Below are 18,290 nucleotides of genomic sequence, written 5' to 3' on the forward strand. Positions count from 1 at the left end.
TTGGGAGCGGTCTCGTGGTGACGAGGTTTAACCCTCGCTGCCCTGCACCGCTTCGAGGTCGGCCTTGAACTGGTCAAGCAGCGTCTGACCGCCTTCACCGGTCATCTCGATGAACTTCTCCTCAACCTGAGGAGCGCGATCACGGAAGGCCTGGATCTGCTCTTCGTCCAGACGCGTCACGGTGACCTCGTCGGAGGCTTCCTGGATCTTGGCCAGCGACTCCTCGGCAAGCCCCTTGATGTGCTCGATGGTGGTGTCGTAGGCAGCATCGGTCGCATCCTGGACCAGCTGCTTGTCTTCGTCTGACAGGCCCTCGTAGAAGTCCTGGTTGGCCATCATGGCGGTGGTGAACCAGCCGTGTCCGGTGAAGGTCAGGTTGGGAGACACCTCATACAGACCGCCAGACTCGATCCAGAAGATCGGGTTTTCCTGGCCGTCGATGATGCCGGTCTGCAGACCGCCATACACCTCGCCCCAGGGCAGCGGGGTCGGCGTGGCGCCAAAGGCGTCGTAGGTCTCCGCCAGCAAGGGGTTGGTCATGGTCCGGATCTTCTTATTATCGAAGTCTTCCGGTGAAGTGATCGGCTCGTCGGCGGTGACCACCATTTCCCCTTCCGGGTACATCTGCAGAAGTTCTAGCCCATGCTCTGCGTAGAGCTCGGGGAACATCTCGTTGATCGCCTTGCTCTCGTCGAAAAACGTGAGAACGGTGCTTTCATCGGTGGGCAGCAGGTAGGGGATAAAGAAGATCTGGGCTTCTGGAATCAGGGCGCCGGTGAAGCCGGGGGACTGGTTGACGAACTGCAGGATACCGTTCTGGGTCTGCTCCATAATGTCGTCAGATTCGCCCAGCTCGCCAAAGCGATAGACCTGGACGGAATGGTCGGAATTGTCTTCAACGTACTGCTTGAACGCCTGAGCAAAGACGTCCTGGACATCGCCCTCGTACTCCTCGTGGGCGTAGCGCCAGTTGTCAGCCATGGCAGTGGAGGAAAGACCCAGCATCAGTGCGCCGATACTGGCGGTGGTCAACAATTGTGTTGCCTTCATTCTTGTGGTTCCTCTGCAGGTGTTGGAGCTAGGGGCAGGTTGAGCGCGCACTGAACAACGCGCTACACCGCTTTGGCTTCAGCGGGTTAGATTCTGCAAAAAATGCAGTAATTCTCATGCAGTTAAGTTCAGGCTAGCGCGCTGAAGGAAGAGGGTCAAGCTGGCTTTCCATGCTTCTCAGGGCCGTAAATTGCGTTTTTTTCTGTCGTTCGCTGCAAGAAAGAAGAACTTTTTCAAGGCGTGGTCTTGGCTCTGGCAAGGGGGTAAAAGCAAGCCCCTCAAGGCTAATTTTCATGAGCATCTCGAGGCATTGACGCTCCGCTTCGAGTTCTGCGCGCTGGATGCTTGAGCGCACACTCGCGATGCTCGGTTCGTGCTGGGCGGCACGCTTGAGTTGGCGACGAAGCTGGCGCAATGGAACCGTCACCGTTTGCTGCCAGTCGCTGACGTCCGCTGGAACCGGGCCTGTCGTGGCACCATGGCGAAACAGCCAGCAGCGCCAGATCAGCTCACACACATCCCAGCCGTGCTCGTCCTGCAGGATCAGGCACGACGGCTCTACCCCCGGCCTGGCATAGAGAGCCAGGGCAAACTCCCATAGCGGGTCTGAGGCTAGACGGGGACGCAGCTGCGCGGCGAATTCGGTAGAATCGGTGGGCAAGATGACATCCTTCCTTATTTTCAGTCAGATGCTCGCGGGTAACAGGCCCGACGGGCCTAGTTCGATGGAGCCATGATGATTGCACTGCGCCAAGTCACCCTGCAACGTGGCGCCGAGCCACTGTTCGAAGGTGCCGACCTGACCCTGCATGCGGGGCACAAGGCCGGTATTGTGGGGCCCAATGGCGCCGGCAAGTCGAGCCTGTTCGGGCTGATCCTGGGCGAGATCGGCGCCGACAAGGGCGCGATTGAAATGAGCGGCGGTCAGCGCATCGCCCATATGGCCCAGGAGGTCGAGGCGCTGACCCGGCCCATCGTGGAATACGTGCTGGATGGCGATGCCGAGCTGCGCCGCACCGAAGCGGCTCTGGCCTCCGCCCAGACGGAGGGTGACCATCATCGCGAGGCGGAGCTGCATGGGGCCATCGAGGCGCTGGATGGCTACAGCGCGCCGGCCCGTGCCGCCCAATTGCTGGTGGGCCTTGGCTTCGCTCAGCAGGATCTGGACAAGCCGCTGTCGGCATTCTCCGGCGGCTGGAGAATGCGCGCCAACCTGGCGCGCACCCTGTTCATGCCCTCTGACGTGCTGCTGCTGGATGAGCCTACCAACCACCTGGACCTGGATGCCCTGCTGTGGCTGGAGCAGTGGCTGACGCGTTACCCGGGGACTCTGCTGCTGATTTCTCACGATCGCGACTTTCTCGATGCCGTCTGTGACCACATCGTTCACTTCGATCGTCGCCAGCTGGTGCTGTATCGGGGCAATTACACGACCTTCGAGCGCACCCGCGCCGAAAAGCTGGCGCTGCAGCAGGCCCAGGCCGAGAAACAGCAGGCCAGGCGGGAGGAAATCGAAAAGTTCGTTGCTCGCTTTCGCTACAAGGCGACCAAGGCACGGCAGGCGCAAAGCCGCTTGAAGATGCTCGAGCGCATGGGCGATATCGCCCTTGCTCACGTCGATTCTCCGTTTCATTTCACCCTGCCGGCGGCAGAGAAGACCTCCCACCCGCTGCTGGTGATCGACGATGCCGCGTTAGGCTATCAGCAGGCGGACGGCGGTCAGCGCGTTCAGCTGTCCAACGTCAAGCTGACGCTGTTGCCGGGCCAGCGTATTGGTCTGCTTGGGCCCAATGGCGCAGGCAAGTCCACCCTGATCAAGTCGTTGACCGGCGACCTGCCCCTGCTGGAGGGGCGGCGTGTACCCGGCGAACACCTCGCCGTAGGCTACTTTGCCCAGCACCAGCTGGAAGGCCTCGATCTGCAGGCGTCGCCGTTCACCCACGTCCAGCGTCTGTCGCCCAAGGCCGCTGACAGCGACATCCGTCAGTTCCTGGGAGGCTTCGGGTTTCCGGGCGACGATGTCTTTGCCAAGGTCGATACCTTCTCCGGGGGCGAGAAAGCGCGCCTGGCCCTGGCCTTGATCGCCTGGCAGAAGCCCAACCTGCTGCTGTTGGACGAGCCCACCAACCACCTCGATCTCGAGATGCGCGAAGCGCTGACGGAAGCGCTGGCGTCCTTTGATGGCACGGTTATCGTGGTGTCCCACGACCGCCATCTGCTCAAGGCCACGGTGGACGAGTTCTGGAAGGTGGCGGATCATCGGGTAGAGCCCTTCGACGGTGACCTCGAGGACTATCGCGTCTGGTTGAAGACGCGCCTGGAGACGGCCCGGCGCATCGCCCGGGAAGAGAAGGCCGACAAGGCGGACGCCGCGCAGGCAGCACCCAAGGAAGATCGCAAGGCCTCCCGCCGAGCCGCCGCCGAGCTGAGAGAGAAGCTAAGGCCCCTGAAGCGCGAGCGTGATCGTGCGGAAAAGGCCATGGAGGGTGTGCAGGCTGAGCTCGCCGAGGTCGAGGAACGGCTGGGGGACGCGTCGCTGTACACCGATACCGCTCGCAAGCAGGAGTTGACCGAATGCCTGGGTCGCCAGGGCGAGCTCAAGGCCCGCCTCGACGACCTTGAGGCCGAGTGGCTGGCCGCCGAAGAGGCACTCGAGGAGATGCAGGACGCGCTAGCGAGCGGAGACTGAGGGGACCTCCTCGGTGTGTCCGGGCGAGGCCGCATCCTGTGCATCCATTCGCGCCGCCATGCGCTGCCGTTCTGCCTGCTCGTCTGCCAGGCTGGTCTGCGGCAGCACCAGGTTGAGGGTGACGGCGCTGAGGGCCGCCACCACAATCGGTGAGCTGCCCAGAGCGAGCTGCAAGGTACTCGGCAGGGCTTGCATCGCTTCAGGCGCGGCGGCCAGGCCGAGCCCCAGTGCCAGGGACAGGCTGGCGATGGTCATGTTGCGGCCTGACAACTCATCCCGCGTCAGCAGTTGGATGCCTGTCATGGTGATCATCCCGAATACCGTGATGGTAGCGCCCCCCAGCACGGGATAGGGAATGGTGGTCATCAGCGCGCCGAACTTGGGAATCAGCCCCGCCGCCAGCATGAATACCGCTGCCAGTGCCAGTACGGAGCGGCTGACGACCTTGGTCATGGCCACAATGCCGACGTTTTGGCTGAAGGACGCTGTCGGCAGGGCGGCGAACAGCGCGCCAACCAGGGTACAGATCCCGTTCCCAAGCAGTCCTCCCGAGAGTTCCCGATGACCCAGCTCACGGTTCATGCCACCGATGGTGGTTGCCGACAGGTCGCCAATGGTCTGGACCGAGTTGACCACGCAGATGATCACCATGGACAGGATGGCGGCAGGGGCGAAGTCGAGCGATACCGGTAGCAGGCGTGGGGCGCTGAACCAGGCAGCCTGCTTCACGGCAGTGAAATCGACCATGCCAAGGGCCAGTGCCAGAACGTAGCCGACCACGATGCCGCAGATGATCGCCGCCAGCTTGATAAAGCCTCGGCCGAATTGGGACACCCCCAATACGACGGCGAGCGTGATCAGGGCAACCAGCCATTGCTGTCCGCCTCCATAGTCGGGGCTGTTGCGTCCTCCGGCCATGTAGTGGATGGCGATGTCATACAAGGATAGGCCGATGACCAGCACCACCACGCCGGCGACCACCGGCGGGAAGAGATGCCGCAGCGGTCGAATGCCGATGCCCACCAGCAGCATGGCGATCCCTCCACACAGTTGGGCGCCGAGGATACCTTCCAGGCCAAACTGTGCGCCTACCGCCGTCAAGGTGGGGACATAGGCGAAGCCCACGCCAAAGATGGTCGGCAAGCGGGCGCCGAAGCGCCAGACACCAAACAGCTGGATCAGCGTGGACACCGCCGACGCCATCAGGGACACCTGAATCAGCATCAGTGTTTGGGCCACCGGTGCACCCACGGTGCCCGCCACGATGATGGGCACGGTAATGGTGCCCGTGATCATGGCGAGGATGTGCTGCAATGATAACGGCAGGGCACGGCTCATGGGGGGCCTGCCGTGGAAGTCGAAGACCGAGCGGCTGGCGACATGTCGCTGGTGTGTCATGGATACGATCATCCGTTGTTATTGTATACAGATGATTGTGGTAAATGTTTCCATGAACATCAAGCGACGTTTTCGACGACGGTCATGTCAGCGTATTGCGACGTGTCACGACCCCTAGCTTTCCAGCAGGAAGGTCACCGGACCGTCGTTGACCAGCGCTACCTGCATGTTGGCTCCGAACTGTCCACAGGCGACGGGGCTGTGGCGCTGGTTCGCCAGATCAAGCAGGTAGTGGAAGAGGCGTTCGCCTTCCGCAGGAGGGGCTGCGCTGGAAAAACTGGGTCTCAGGCCCTTGCGTGTGTCAGCCGCAAGGGTGAATTGCGACACCAGCAGGAGCCCGCCGCCGGCCTGCTGGAGGTTGAGATTCATCTTGTCATCGTCGTCGCCGAACACACGGTAGTGCAGCAGCTTGTGCAGTAGCCGTTCGGCTGCCGCCTCGTCGTCGCCTTTCTCGACGCCTACGAGGGCCAGGAGGCCGTGGCCGATGGCGCCAATGGTGCGATCGTCGACATCGACGCTGGCGCGTCTGACGCGCTGAATCAGAGCTTTCATGATGCGAGTGCCTTGGCTGAAAAGGGCATCAGCCTAGCACGGAGAGGTAAGGGTAGGCAGAAGGCGCCGGTCAGCGCCCGAGAAGCGCATCACGGAAGCCATCGTCCAACGGATCGCTGCCCAACCAGATGGCGAACATGGCGATGGCCAGTTCCAGGTTGGGGCTCTGGAACAGCGGCGTTCCATTGAGCGAGAGGGTGAGCTGCTCGCCGCTCCAGCGCAAGGCGTAGCGATCCCCAGGCTGAACGTCGCGATAGCTGTCTGTGAGCCGAGATAGCTCTGAGCGCACGCTGGCGAAACTCACCTCGTTGACCTGCTCGCGCACCGTGCGAGTGGTCGCCTCGGCGAAGTCCTCGGCGTCGATGGCATGGAAGTAATGCAGCACCAACTGTCTCGGGACATCGGATAGCGGCGCCGGTCGAGGAAAGCCTGCGGCCTGGTAGTAGGCGCCGGCGTAGGCGTCCCACACCATATAGGTGAACAGGCCATGACCGAGCATATCGTAGCGCCGGTCACCTTCAATCGTTCGCGCAAAGCTGGCGTCCTTGACCTGTACCTGCGGTGCGTTCGCGGTGGTGGATTGGGCGTCGGCTTTGGGGGGCAGCGCCATGGTCAGTGTCAGACACGTCATGAGGCTGATGGCGGCAATCAGTCGAGTGAGCGGATGTTGCTGGGGCTGGCGCGGGGGCATGAGACACGTCCTCTGGCACGATGTTGTACAGATCATGGCAAAGGATGCGTTGCTTGTACAGGTTTTGTATATCTTGCTGCGCCTTACCCGTCGGCGATTACCAGGCTCGACACAGCATGATGTCGCAGCGCGGCTCTGCCAGCAGGCGCTTGGTGATCTGGCTGCGACGTCCAGCCTGACTGCGGTTGCCCAGTGCCAGCAGGTCAGGAGGTTGGCGCCGGAGATGGGCGATCAGTACATCCAGTGGATCACCTTGCTCCAGTACCAGCTCCAGCTCAGGCACTCGTTCAAACTCTGCCATCAGCTGATCAATTTCATGTTCGAGCTGGTGTCGCAGGCGAATGACTTCTCGGTCGCGCCATTGGGCAAACTCCGCGTCGGAGCCCAGCTCGCGCTCGCCAGGCACGTCCCAGGCGTGCAGAAGCTCGAGGCGTGACTCCGGGAAATGACGCAGGGTTTCGCGTAGCGTGCGTCGGCAGGTCAGCGAGAAGTCGACCGGCACGAGGATGTCAGTCCATGGGGCAGAGGGCGGTTGGCTGACGGTCAGCACCGGACAGGGTGCGCTGAGCAACACTCTGGCCAGGGTGGTGCCACCGATCAGGTCAGGGTGACCCCGCTTGCGGTGAGTGCCAAGAATGATCATCTCGGCGCTGCGCTCGTGGGCCTCGCGTATGATTTCGGCGTAGGGAGCCCCGGTCACGGTCTGCACCAACAGAGGCGGTTCATTCAGCGCATAGTCTTCACGCAGATCCGTGGCGATGGCATGGATGTCATCGACGACGGCACCTTCCAGGTCACGCAGCACCCGCCGTGGCAGATAGGGGTCAAGGACGTGAAGTACGTCCAGGCGTGCGCCCATGTCGTTGGCCAGGCGAATGGCACGGCCAAAGGCGGAGCGGTTTTCGGCTGACAGGTCACAGGCAAACAGCAGGGAGCGAGTCATGGCTCTGCCCTCAGAACGCCAGTGGAGGAACCTTCAGCATGGGTGGGCATGCCGATTCGCGCAAGCGCTCCAAGGTACCACTGCTGTCAGCGCATGATGATCTGATCCCTAAGCCTGGACGACAACAGAAGGTAGCGGCTACCACCAGGCGTGGAAGTGGTGAACCGGGCCCCGTCCGTGCCCCACGGACAGCCGGCGACTGGCATCCAGTGCCTGGTGCAGCCAGCGCTTGGCATCGCCGATGGCGTCGATAATCTGGGCTTCCTGGGCGTCGTGCGGCAGGTGGGCCAGTTTGGCGGTGATGGCAGACGACAGCGCGCAGCCCGTGCCATGCAGGTTTTGAGTATCGATGCGTGGTGCAGGTAGCCACCGCTCCCCGGTGGGCGAGGCGAGCAGGTCAGGGCAGCTGTCACCGTCGAGGTGGCCTCCCTTGAGCAGGACATAGGGCGCCGATAGCGCGGTCAGTGCTGGCAGCATGGCTTCCATGTCATCTGCACTGGTGGGGATGGGCCGGTCAAGTAATACGGCAGCCTCGGGCAGGTTGGGCGTGATGACGTCAGCCAGCGGCACCAGAATGTCGCGTACGGCGCTAATCCCCGCCTCGTCGACCAGAATATCGCCACTCTTGGCGACCATGACCGGGTCCAGCACGATCCAGCGCGGACGCCGGGCCTCGAGCGCTTCGCGCAGCACCTCGGCGACGTCGCGGCTTGCCACCATACCGATCTTGACCGCGTCGACGCGGACATCATCGAGCAAGTGGTCGAGCTGAACGCGGATGCTGGCGGCCGTCACCGGGTGCACCTCGCGGACCCCACAGGTATTCTGCGCGATCACCGCGGTAATCACATTGGTGGCATAGGTGCCTAGCGCCGACAGCGTCTTGAGGTCGCCTTGCAGACCTGCGCCACCGGACGGGTCAGAGCCGGCAATGGTCAGAGTGTGGGGGATGGCTGTGAGCTGGGACATGAACGGCACCGGAAAGTCAGCAGGACCCACAGGATACAAGAGACCAGGTCGAGGGAGCCATGTTCAGTCTGTTTGTGGTAGCGATGGCCAGTGCGACCTTGTTGCCGGGCGGCTCCGAGGTGTGGCTGACGGCACTGTGGTGCCGTGGCGAGTCGCCGTGGGCACTGTGGTGGGTGGCGACGCTGGGCAACACCTTGGGGAGCTTGATCAACGTGGGGCTGGGGCGCTATGCCACCCACTACGTGGATCGGCGGTGGTTTCCGGCATCACCGCAGGGACTGGCGCGGGCCCAGCGCTGGTATCGCAAGGGAGGAGAAGCCAGTCTGCTGCTGGCCTGGGTGCCGGTAATAGGAGATCCACTGACCGTGCTGGCGGGAATCGCGCGGCTACCTTGGTGGCGCGCGCTGGTGTGGATTCTGGTGAGCAAGGGGGGGCGCTATGCGCTGGTATTGTGGTTTGCGGACAGCTACTTCTCGTGTGGCGCCTGAGCCTGGACCAGGACCTACCACCAAGCCCTATAGCCGGGCACTGTAGCCAAGCCCTTTAGCCAAGCCCTATAGCCAAGCCTTTTAGCCAAACCCAGGCTTGACGGAAGCCCCGGCCTAGCCGGGGATAGCAGAAGGGCTGCCGAATGGCGGCCCTTCTGCTGTCGATATCACCGCTGACGGCGATGGGCGACGCGGATTACTCCTGCCCGAGACTGGTGCCGCCGTCCGGGTTACGGGCGTTGTAGTAGGCCTGTTCGGAAATGGCGTGGTAATTCACGACCTTGTCCTGAAACTCGCGATAGGACTCGTAGATGCGGCCGGCGATATCGCTGGAGTCGGCGAGTTCCTGCACGACCTCGGCGGAAATCTCCTGAGCCTGAGCAAGGACATCATCAGGCAGCTTGCGCAGCTGAACGTCGTGCTCGTTGATCAGCGTTGCCAGGGCGTCGTTATTACGTGCGGTGTACTCGTCGAGTACGTCCTGGTTGACGTCGCGAACCGCGCTACGCAGGATCGCCTGCAAGTCGGCAGGCAGTTCTGCCAGAGCGTCATCGTTGATGATGGCTTCGAACATGACCGTGGGCTCATGCCAGCCCGGGTAGTAATAGTATTCGGCGGCCTGGTGAAGGCCAAAGGCCAGGTCGTTATAGGGGCCGATCCACTCGGTGGCGTCGATGGCGCCGGATTGCAGCGAGGTGAAGATTTCGCCGCCTGGCATGTTGACGATGGCCACGCCCATGCGGTTCATGACCTCGCCACCGAGGCCAGGCATACGCATCTTGAGACCGTCCAGGTCGGCGACCGAGTTGATCTCCTTGTTGTACCACCCGCCCATCTGCACCCCGGAGGCGCCGGCCGCCATGACTTCTACCCCGAAGTCGTCGTAGAGCTCGTTCCACAGCTCCAGGCCGCCGCCATAGTGCAGCCAGGCGTTCATTTCCTGAGCATTCATGCCAAACGGAACGGCAGCGAAGAACTGGGCAGCGGGTGCCTTGCCCTTCCAGTAGTACGACGCGGAATGGCCCATCTGCGCGGTGCCTTCCGCTACTGCGTCGAAGACCTCGAAGCCGGGAACCAGCTGGCCGGCGCCGAACACTTCAATGGTCAGTCGACCGTCCGACATTTCTTCCACCAGCTTGGCCAGGCGCTCCGGGCCTTGGCCAACGCCGGGAAAGTTCTTGGGCCAGGACGTTACCAGTTTCCACTCGAAGGTGTCCTGAGCCTGTGCCTGGGCACCGATCAGCATAAGGCCGGTGGCACTGGCGAGGGTAATGGCCTTGGCGATTGAGCTGCGTTGCATGTAAGTCCCCTTTTATATGGTGTTGGCGTTGTCGGGACCTGCCGGCCGGGGTAGGGCCAGCGGGTGAATGGCGCTGCCGGGATGTCGGCAGCGTCATGATGCTCGGTCATGCGTCTTGTTGATATAGCCCTTTGATATAGCGTGTAGGCAAGGGTCGCTATGGCGATGCAGCTACTATAGATGCCGCGCCGTGGTGCACGTGACTGGCGCCGTCCACGCATCGCCAACGCGGGGGCCATTGCGTGCGGTATGCGCACGCCCATGGCCATGATGATGCCCCATGTTCCTGTCTGAAAGCGCCGGAAAGAGCCGGGAGCCGCTTGTGACCGCGCTCTCCCGGCCTCCTTGAACAGCATATCCCGAGTTAGAACTGCTCCGGCAGCCAGGTGGCAAGGCCCGGGAAGAACGCCAGCGCCAGCAGCATTCCCAGCTGCAGTACGATGAACGGAATCACACCACGATAGATGGCAGACGTCGGAACGGATTCCGGAGCGACCCCGCGCAGGTAGAACAGCGCGAAACCAAACGGTGGGGTCAGAAACGAGGTCTGCAGGTTGATCGCGATCATGATACCGAGCCAGATCGGGTCGAGGCCCATGGCCAGCAGAATGGGGCCGACGATCGGCACGACCACAAAGGTGATCTCGATGAAGTCGAGAATGAAGCCAAGCAGGAAGATGACCAGCATCACGATGATGGTGGCACCGACGACGCCGCCAGGCATGTTCTCGAACAGGTGAGTCACCAGTTCCTCACCCCCGTAGGCACGAAATACCAGCGAGAACAGGGCCGCCCCAATCAGAATGAGGAAGACCATGGTGGTGACATGGGTGGTGGAGCGCAGCACTTCCTTGAGGGTGGCCATGTCGAGGCGACGATAGGCCAGGGCCAGCACGAAAGCACCAAAGGCACCAACGGCGGACGCTTCTGTGGGGGTTGCCAGGCCGGTCAGGATAGAGCCCAGTACCGCGACAATCAGCACGATGGGTGGTACGAGCCCCTTGAGCAACAGTAGACCCAGGCCCGAGGTATGGCCCATTTCCGCCATCAGCTCCTGGCGATCGGCCGCGGGTGCTGCGCTGGGCTTGAGCATCGCCACCAGGCTCACGTAAACGATGTAGACCAGCACCAGAATCAGGCCTGGCACCAGCGCACCCATGAACAGGTCGCCGACGGACACCGTCTTGGGACTGAAGATGCCCATGGACAGCTGGGCCTGCTGATAGGCGCTGGAGAGCACGTCACCCAGCAGGACCAGGGCGATGGACGGGGGAATGATCTGTCCTAGCGTGCCGGTAGCGCAGATAGTGCCGGTGGCCAGGGACTGGCTGTAGCCACGCTTCAGCATGGTGGGAAGCGACATCAACCCCATGGTGACGACGGTGGCACCGACGATCCCGGTGGAGGCCGCCAGCATCATGCCGACGATGGTCACCGAGATGCCCAGTCCCCCGCGCAGCGAGCCGAACAGCAGAGCCATGGCGTCAAGCAGGGTCTCGGCGACCCGGGACTTTTCCAGCAGCACGCCCATCAAGACAAACAGTGGCACCGCCAACAGCGTCGTGTTGGTCATGATGCCGTAGAGTCGATTGGGGAAGGCGTTGAGATAGCTGCCATCAAAATTGGCGTCGATACCGATGGACTCGAGGCCGAAGCCAAGACCGGCGAAGGCCAGCGCGGTGCCGGCCAGCGACAGCGCTACCGGATAGCCGAACATCAGGACCGTACAGATGACCGCGAACAGCACCAGTGGCATGAACTCCAGCATTTACAGGTGCTCCTCGTTGGCATCGTGGGGGGCTTCGTCCGGGGTCAGGCGCCCGCTAAGGATGAGAGAATTGCGGCAGATTTCAACGATCCCCTGCAGGATCATCAGTAGCGCAAAGGCCGGTATCAGGGTCTTCAGCAGGAACACGCCGGGGATGCCGCCGGCATCGGGGGAACCCTCGAAAATGGCCCAGGATTTGCCGACGTAGCCAAGGCTGGTGGCGATGACGAACACCATCACCGGAAGTAACAGGAACAGCGTGCCCAGCAGATCGACCAGGGCTTTTTTACGTGCCGACATGGCCCGGTAAAAGATATCGACGCGCACATGTCCGCCATGCCGCAGGGTGTAGGCCGCCGCCAGCATGAAGACGGTGGCATGCATGTACATCACCGATTCCTGCATGGGAATGCTGTTGACGCTGAAGGCATAGCGCAGAATGACGATCAGGAACTGAATGATCATCATCGCCAGAATGAGCCAGGAGAGGCCTCTACCCAGGCGTTCGATCAAGGCGTCGAGGGCCGCCAGTGGCCCCGGCAAGCCGGAGGTTGTGGACATGTGAGCTCGCAAGATAGTGTCAGGGCGATCTTGTTTCAGGCAGCGCATCCGCGCGCGGGGAAGCGCGGAGCGGCCTGGCGTCTTGGATAGTGTTGCACGCGGGACCCGTTGCACAGGGTGGCGCGCATCAACGCTGACTATACGGCAGGCAAGGTAGCACTGTCATGGCATCGAAAGTCGAGCCTTGCCGCGGTATCGGTCGTGTGATGCTCGGTTCAGGCGAGTTGTTGGGAATGGCAGGCGCGAATGGCCTTCAGGCAGGGATCTGGCAGGCGAATATCCACCGCGACGGGCAGATGGTCGGAAAACAGCCGGTCGAGGACCTCGACCTCGTCGGCCTCGAGAGAGGACGACAGCAGAATATGGTCCAGCGCACGACTGGGGCGCCAGGACGGGTAGCTCAGCGGCGGATGCACCGGATGCAGCGGCAACGATGCGCAGAATCGATCATGGGCATGCAAGCGCTCTGGTGTGCAGTTCAGATCGCCCATCACCACCACATGCTTGAGGGGCTGGATCAATTCACTCAAGTAGTCGAGCTGCAGGTTCTGGGTGCGCTGGCCTAGGGCCAGGTGTGCCACAAAGAGGTGTAGCGCCTCGGGGCCCTCACCGAAGCGAGCGTGGATGGCACCGCGGCCGGGAAGCGTTCCCGGTAGTCGGTGTTCCTCGATACGGCTAGGTGTCAGGCGCGACAGCAGGCCGTTGCTATGTTGCGCGATACGGCCGAGATTGCGGTTCAGCTGCTGGTAGTGGTGAGGGAAGCCTCCTTGCCGTGCCAGGTAGGTCAGCTGATTCACCTGGCTCGAGCGAAAGCTGCCCCCATCCACCTCCTGCAGTCCCACCATGTCAAAGTGCGACAGCACCTCAGCCATCATGTCCAGGCGACGTTGCCGCTGGGGATGTGGCAACAGGTGCTGCCAGCTGCGCGTCAGATAATGGTGGTAGGCCGAGGTTTGAATGCCCACCTGAAGGTTGAAGGTCACCAGTCTCAGGTGACCTCCTTCGAGGGTAGGGTGATGTTCCTCGGCCAGGGAGCTCATTACTGCGCGGCCTCGCGTTCTTCGCGAACCTGCTCCACTAGCGCTTCGGCGATGCGCGGCATATTGTCGAGGCTGCCAGCGTTGCTGGGCGATACGATGTAGCGGCCATCGACGATCAGTGCCGGAACGCCCATCAGCTGCAGGTTACGCATGGTCGCGCTGGCGCGGTTGATCTGCGATTTGACGCCGAATCCATCCAGGGCCTTGAGGGCATCCTCTTCGCTGACGCCGTAGTCGCTGAAGAAGGCTGCAATATCGTCCGGGTCGGTCAGCTGCTCGCCTTCCTGGTGGATGGCGTCAAAGAAATCCTCGTGGACCTCGTCGAGAATCTCCAGCTGTTGGGCAGCATAGAAGGCGCGAGCGTGCTTGACCCAGGTTTCCCCCAGGGTGGCCGGCATGCGTTCGAATTCCACGTCCTCGGGCAGGTCTGCCACCCAGGCGTTCAGCGGATCTTCCAGCGCGTAGCAGTGAGGGCAGCCATACCAGAACACCTCGGTCACGTTGATCTTGCTATCGTCGCTGCCCAGCTGAACGGCGTTGGGTGCAACGGTGTAGTCCTTGCCTTCAGTGACCGGGGCAGCAGCAGCCATGGTGGATAGGCCCAGGCCTACCAGGCCCATCATCAGTGACTTCAGCATGTCAGTATGTCTCCTTGAAATAGACGGTGTACTTCCGCGACCGGCGAGCAGCAGCTCTGCTCACCTGAGGCTGAAGCCACAAAGCGAACGCTGTTTTGAGTCTACAACGTTAGAAGGGTTCCCGAATATCCCGAATGGCCATGGGGTTGCCGCTGGGTGTCGCCAAACGCAAGCGGGGCGGCTCAAGAGCCGCCCCGCTGATCCGCCATAGAGACGGTCAGTGCAGTCCTTGCACGTAGTTGGCCACGGCTTCCATGTCGGCGTCGCTCATCTTGGCGGCGATATCCGACATCATGCCGCCAGGACTGTTGGCACGATCACCGGAGGCGAAGGCCTTCAACGTAGTGACCACATACCCCGCGTGCTGTCCGGACAGTGCCGGATAGACCGCGGAGCCTATGCCACTGCCGGTGGGGCTATGGCAGGCACTGCAGGCGGGTATGCCCTTGGCGAGATCGCCCGCGCGATAGAGGGCTTCTCCGCGTTCCAGCAAGGCCTCGTCGTCCTTGGCCTGGCCCACCACCGGCTCCTGGCCGGCGAAGAAGGCGGCCACGTCCCAGGCGTCCTGGTCGCTGAAGTTGTCCACCTGACCCGCCATCTGGGGTACCAGACGATGGCCATCACGAATATCGAGGATCTGCTTGGCCAGATAGGAGGCCTGCTGTCCTGCCAGATTGGGGAAGGTTGGCGCGATGCTGGCGCCGGTCTGGCCGTGACACGCGGCACAGGCGGTTGCCTTGTCGCGTCCAGCGGCGGCGTCTGCGTCACTCTGAAGATCGGCATGGGCGGCGCCAACGACGCCGATGGAGATTGCCAGGCTTGCCAGTAACTGTCTCATCGCTAGTTCACTTATGCCGTTATGATGTTTTCACGGTCCTGCGGGGCGTGGCCTTGAGGCATGCCCGAGTTGCAGGAGGAAGCGCCCGCGCTGAGGCCGGTCGCTGGCAACAGCAGCACAATGGTAAGATGGGTCTCCGGGTCGCAGCCGCCTCAAAGCTTACTATAACCAAACACCCTGAGGGCGGGAATGCCAGGGCCCTCGCCCCTACTTTTGACCACCGTCAGGATTTCTTCCATCTCATGGCTTTCAATTACTCCTTGGCCCGATTTCTTACCAGCGCCCCTACCCTTGCCCGCTGCCCTGAAGATAGCGGCGTGGAAGTGGCCTTTGCGGGTCGTTCCAATGCGGGAAAATCTAGTGCCATCAATGCGATAACCCAGCAGAAGGCGCTCGCCAGGACGTCCAAGACGCCGGGACGCACACAGCTGATCAATGTCTTTTCGCTGGGCGACAACGTGGACCGGCGTCTGGTGGATCTGCCGGGATACGGCTACGCCAAGGTGCCTGAAAAGGTAAAGTTGGAGTGGCAGCGTCACCTGGCGGAGTACCTGCAGAAGCGCCAATCACTGCGCGGCCTTGTGCTGGTGATGGATGTGCGGCATCCGCTGACCGAATTTGACCTTGCGCTGCTGGATGTGGCGGACGAGCGAGATCTCCCGGTCCATATCCTGCTGACCAAGGCAGACAAGTTGAAGCAGGGCGCGGCCAAGAATGCGTTGCAGCAGGTGCGGTCTCGTCTGCGCGAGTGGGAAGACCTGGTCAGCGTCCAGTTATTCTCGGCACTCAAGCGTCAGGGGGTTGAAGACGCCCATCGACGTTTGGATGGGTGGCTCGACCAGGACTGAGCCTGCCAGGGTTGTGGCTCAGCACCTATGGTGCGAGAGCTCTCGGTGTGAGAACACGCCCCTTCAGGACAGCAGGGCCTCTAGCTCGGTGACACAGGTCAGGTGAAAGACGCCGGCAGGCAGGTCCGTCACCTGCGTCTGTGTCGGCGCGATCCAGGCGGCCTGCATGCCTAGCCGTCTGGCAGGCAGGATGTCCTCCTCCCATGAATCTCCCACGTGCAGTGCTCGTTCAGGGCGCACGTTCAACCTCGCCAGCATGGCCAGGAAAGGGCGTGGGTCGGGCTTTGGGGCCAGCATTTCACCAGCGGCGATGCGCTCATGAAAATGCCGTGCAATGGTCAAGCGCTCAAAGGCCACATTGCCATTGGTGATGCTGCCGAGCCGGTAGCGTGAGGCGAGACGCTCCAGCATGGCGTCGGCCCCGGGGAAGGGCGTGACGTCGATGCGCAGCTGATGGAACTGCTGCATGGCCCGTGCCGCCCACTCGCGGGCGCTGTCCTGATCCAGGCCGTTTTCGACCAGCAGCTGAACCAGGCTGTGCTCGCGCAGCCAACTGAAGTCGCCGCGTCGGGACCAGTGCTGCCGAGCCATGGCCTGGCGTGCCGCGAGATAGCGCTCAAGATCGATGGGGTCGGTGGCAGGCTCGCCTCGGCGGGCCTGCCACGCCGTAAGCTGGGTATTCAGCCAGTCGACGTGGCCGTGCTCGGTGCGCTGCATGACGCCGGCGTTGTCCCACAGCGTATCGTCCAGATCAAAGGTGATGGCTTCCAGCCGAGACAGGTTTGCGGGCGCTAGCACGGCGTCTCTCCAACAAGGTCAGGGTCATCAGGGTCTGGTGCGGTGCTGGCCGGCCTGCGCCGAGCCCTGGGGTGGGCGCGATCGTAGCTCTCCGACAGGTGCTGCCAGTCCAGGCGGGTATAGACCTGGGTGGTCGACAGGTTGGCGTGGCCGAGCAGTTCCTGAACCGCACGCAGGTCCTGGCTGGACTCGAGAAGATGGCTGGCAAAGGAGTGACGCAGTCGATGAGGGTGGAGGTGCTCGGGGAGGCCGCGACGGCGCGCTTGAGTGACCAGGCGTGCCTGAATGGCGCGATGACCCAGGCGTTTCCCGTGCTGTCCGACGAACATGGCCCGCTCGCCATCAGCAGCCAGCGATCCTCGCAATGTCAGCCATTGCTCGATGGCGGCTCTGGCGCGGGACCCCACGGGTACCTGGCGCGGCTTGTTGCCCTTGCCGACGACCCTGACGCTGGCGCCATGCACATCCCCCAGATCCAGCGCCGATAGCTCCGCCAAGCGCAACCCACTGGAGTAAAGCAGCTCCAGCATGGCCTGATCGCGCACCGACAGCACCGAGCCGTCATGGGGGGTGTCGAGAAAGCGGGCAAGAAGGTCCACATCGACGGGGCGAGGAAGGTCGTTGGGCGCCTTGGGGCCCTGACTCAGGCCCACCGGGTTGTACGCCAGCTGTCCGCTGTCCACCAGATGACCACAGAACCGCGACAGTGCGGCACGGCGGCGCTTGAGGCTGCGTGCAGCCAGCCCTCGGCTGCGCTCGGAGGCCAGGAATCGACGCAGTTCCTTGGCCGTGATGAGGTCATCCTCAGGCGCTGACAGGCTCTGCTGTGCCCGCCAATCCAGATAGGCGGCCAGGTCTCGTCGGTAGGCGTCGACCGTGGCGCCGCTGGCCGTGCGGGCAAGCTCGCTCAAGAAGTCCGCCACCGCACGATCAAGCGGAGGCTCAGCCGCCATCATGCTCGCTCAGTCGGACGCTCAACCGTACCAGCACATCGGCCAGATACTCGGTGAACAGAGTGTCCATGCTGGCGCGGAAGTGGTCCGGGTCGGCGCTGGCCAACACCACGAAGCCTTGGGGGTCGCCGAGGGTCATGCGGGCGATCGCGCAGGAACCGGACTTGGTCGGTGCCTTGGCATGGGGCACCAGTCGCTTCCAGTCGGTGGGCGTCAGGCGTGTGCAACGACTAGCGCGGCCATCGAGCAAAGCGGTCAAGCGCTGACCCGTGTGCTCGTCGAGGACGTGGCGCGGCGCCTGAGGTGGGCGCGGGTCGCGATCGGTCAAGCTGGCGGGGCACCAGACTGCTACTGCCGGAGTCTGGAAACGCTCGCTCAGCTGGGTCGCCAGCGCCTGCCCCAGGGCATCGTTGTCCTGGGCCTCGAGCAGCGCCAGCACCAGTTCTCGGGTTCGACGGTACTGGGCTTCATTGTGTCGGGCCGAGTCGAGCAATTGTTCCAGGCGCAGTTCAGCACCCTCTGCGCGTTTGCGCAGATCGTAGACCAGACGCTCGAGCAGAGAGGTCGCACCCTGAGTTTCCGGATGAGGCACCTTCAGGCTTTGCAGCAAGCCTTCACGGCCAACGAAAAAGTCCGGATGGCGCGCCAGCCATTCGGCGACCCGGTCCGGATCCAGCGTCTTGCGAGGCTCTGGGGCGGCTTGGGGCATGCGCGTCTCCCTGTGTAACGGTCGGTGTCAAAGTGTCAGCCATGCTGGCAGCTTAGC

The 18,290-nt window shown here is 62.6% G+C and carries 19 protein-coding genes; 3 read left to right on the top strand and 16 right to left on the bottom strand.

All coding sequences use genetic code 11. The features are described from left to right. Positions 1–27: 27 nt before the first annotated feature. Positions 28–1,050: a TRAP transporter substrate-binding protein DctP gene (dctP, locus tag KUV41_RS18390; protein WP_222486956.1), complete on the bottom strand. Its 1,023-nt coding sequence runs from the start codon at positions 1,048–1,050 to the stop codon at positions 28–30. A gap of 133 nt (positions 1,051–1,183) precedes the next feature. Next, entirely contained in the window at positions 1,184–1,711 is a 528-nt protein-coding gene (locus KUV41_RS18395; protein ID WP_206942266.1) for a TIGR02444 family protein, read from the bottom strand. Between the two features lie 75 nt (positions 1,712–1,786). Here KUV41_RS18395 and KUV41_RS18400 point away from each other — a divergent pair, with 75 nt between their 5' ends. After that, entirely contained in the window at positions 1,787–3,739 is a 1,953-nt protein-coding gene (locus KUV41_RS18400; RefSeq protein ID WP_222238059.1) for an ABC-F family ATP-binding cassette domain-containing protein, read from the top strand. Here the strand turns inward: KUV41_RS18400 and KUV41_RS18405 are convergent. The 5 genes from KUV41_RS18405 to thiD all read right to left on the bottom strand — a co-directional run bounded on the left by KUV41_RS18405 (position 3,722) and on the right by thiD (position 8,292). Further along, positions 3,722–5,137, bottom strand: a complete 1,416-nt coding sequence (locus KUV41_RS18405) for a uracil-xanthine permease family protein (RefSeq protein WP_222486957.1) — start codon at positions 5,135–5,137, stop codon at positions 3,722–3,724. The two genes, KUV41_RS18400 and KUV41_RS18405, sit on opposite strands and share 18 nt — an antisense overlap. A 114-nt stretch (positions 5,138–5,251) precedes the next feature. After that, positions 5,252–5,689 carry a D-aminoacyl-tRNA deacylase gene (gene dtd, locus KUV41_RS18410; protein WP_222486958.1) on the bottom strand — a complete coding sequence of 146 codons (438 nt, stop codon included), beginning with the start codon at positions 5,687–5,689 and terminating at the stop codon, positions 5,252–5,254. A gap of 70 nt (positions 5,690–5,759) precedes the next feature. Then, the gene (locus tag KUV41_RS18415) at positions 5,760–6,380 is read right to left on the bottom strand and encodes a chalcone isomerase family protein (protein WP_222237981.1); all 621 of its coding nucleotides are present in this window, start codon (positions 6,378–6,380) and stop codon (positions 5,760–5,762) included. A 97-nt stretch (positions 6,381–6,477) separates the two neighbouring features. Further along, on the bottom strand, positions 6,478–7,323 hold the full coding sequence (locus KUV41_RS18420; RefSeq protein ID WP_206942271.1) for a universal stress protein: 846 nt from the start codon (positions 7,321–7,323) through the stop codon (positions 6,478–6,480). Positions 7,324–7,461: 138 nt separating this feature from the next. After that, the gene (thiD, locus tag KUV41_RS18425; protein WP_206942281.1) at positions 7,462–8,292 is read right to left on the bottom strand and encodes a bifunctional hydroxymethylpyrimidine kinase/phosphomethylpyrimidine kinase; all 831 of its coding nucleotides are present in this window, start codon (positions 8,290–8,292) and stop codon (positions 7,462–7,464) included. A gap of 59 nt (positions 8,293–8,351) precedes the next feature. On the opposite strand from thiD, the gene KUV41_RS18430 reads away from it, so the two are divergent. After that, positions 8,352–8,780, top strand: coding sequence for a YqaA family protein (locus KUV41_RS18430; protein WP_222486959.1), 429 nt, complete (start codon positions 8,352–8,354; stop codon positions 8,778–8,780). Positions 8,781–8,976: 196 nt separating this feature from the next. On the opposite strand, the gene KUV41_RS18435 is transcribed toward KUV41_RS18430, so the two are convergent. The 6 genes from KUV41_RS18435 to KUV41_RS18460 all read right to left on the bottom strand — a co-directional run bounded on the left by KUV41_RS18435 (position 8,977) and on the right by KUV41_RS18460 (position 14,925). Beyond that, positions 8,977–10,080: a TRAP transporter substrate-binding protein gene (locus KUV41_RS18435; RefSeq protein WP_206942283.1), complete on the bottom strand. Its 1,104-nt coding sequence runs from the start codon at positions 10,078–10,080 to the stop codon at positions 8,977–8,979. 364 nt (positions 10,081–10,444) lie between these two features. Then, positions 10,445–11,848, bottom strand: coding sequence for a TRAP transporter large permease subunit (locus KUV41_RS18440; RefSeq protein ID WP_222162185.1), 1,404 nt, complete (start codon positions 11,846–11,848; stop codon positions 10,445–10,447). Continuing rightward, positions 11,849–12,409 (bottom strand): TRAP transporter small permease subunit, encoded by a 561-nt coding sequence (locus KUV41_RS18445; RefSeq protein ID WP_206942285.1) that lies wholly within the window; start codon positions 12,407–12,409, stop codon positions 11,849–11,851. Positions 12,410–12,624: 215 nt separating this feature from the next. Further along, complete coding sequence (locus KUV41_RS18450; RefSeq protein ID WP_206942286.1) at positions 12,625–13,449, bottom strand: endonuclease/exonuclease/phosphatase family protein; 825 nt, start codon at positions 13,447–13,449, stop codon at positions 12,625–12,627. Then, a complete protein-coding gene (locus tag KUV41_RS18455) occupies positions 13,449–14,087 on the bottom strand; it encodes a thiol:disulfide interchange protein DsbA/DsbL (protein ID WP_222486960.1) in 639 nt (212 codons plus the stop codon). The genes KUV41_RS18450 and KUV41_RS18455 overlap by 1 nt, the downstream gene beginning before the upstream one ends. A gap of 217 nt (positions 14,088–14,304) precedes the next feature. Next, positions 14,305–14,925, bottom strand: coding sequence for a c-type cytochrome (locus tag KUV41_RS18460; protein WP_206942289.1), 621 nt, complete (start codon positions 14,923–14,925; stop codon positions 14,305–14,307). 242 nt (positions 14,926–15,167) lie between these two features. Between KUV41_RS18460 and yihA the strand changes: the two genes are divergently transcribed. Continuing rightward, positions 15,168–15,773, top strand: coding sequence for a ribosome biogenesis GTP-binding protein YihA/YsxC (yihA, locus tag KUV41_RS18465; RefSeq protein ID WP_206942291.1), 606 nt, complete (start codon positions 15,168–15,170; stop codon positions 15,771–15,773). A 63-nt stretch (positions 15,774–15,836) separates the two neighbouring features. On the opposite strand, the gene KUV41_RS18470 is transcribed toward yihA, so the two are convergent. From KUV41_RS18470 to KUV41_RS18480, 3 genes are read right to left on the bottom strand one after another with little or no spacing between them, the layout of a single operon-like run. Further along, positions 15,837–16,571 carry an HAD family hydrolase gene (locus tag KUV41_RS18470; RefSeq protein ID WP_315900609.1) on the bottom strand — a complete coding sequence of 245 codons (735 nt, stop codon included), beginning with the start codon at positions 16,569–16,571 and terminating at the stop codon, positions 15,837–15,839. Further along, on the bottom strand, positions 16,565–17,524 hold the full coding sequence (locus KUV41_RS18475; RefSeq protein WP_222484496.1) for a tyrosine recombinase XerC: 960 nt from the start codon (positions 17,522–17,524) through the stop codon (positions 16,565–16,567). Before KUV41_RS18475 ends, KUV41_RS18470 begins: the two co-directional genes overlap by 7 nt. After that, complete coding sequence (locus KUV41_RS18480; protein WP_222486961.1) at positions 17,514–18,233, bottom strand: DUF484 family protein; 720 nt, start codon at positions 18,231–18,233, stop codon at positions 17,514–17,516. Before KUV41_RS18480 ends, KUV41_RS18475 begins: the two co-directional genes overlap by 11 nt. Between the last annotated feature and the right edge of the window lie 57 nt (positions 18,234–18,290).

It is taken from the genome of Halomonas sp. DP8Y7-1, assembly GCF_019801685.1.
Lineage (GTDB): Bacteria > Pseudomonadota > Gammaproteobacteria > Pseudomonadales > Halomonadaceae > Halomonas > Halomonas litopenaei_A.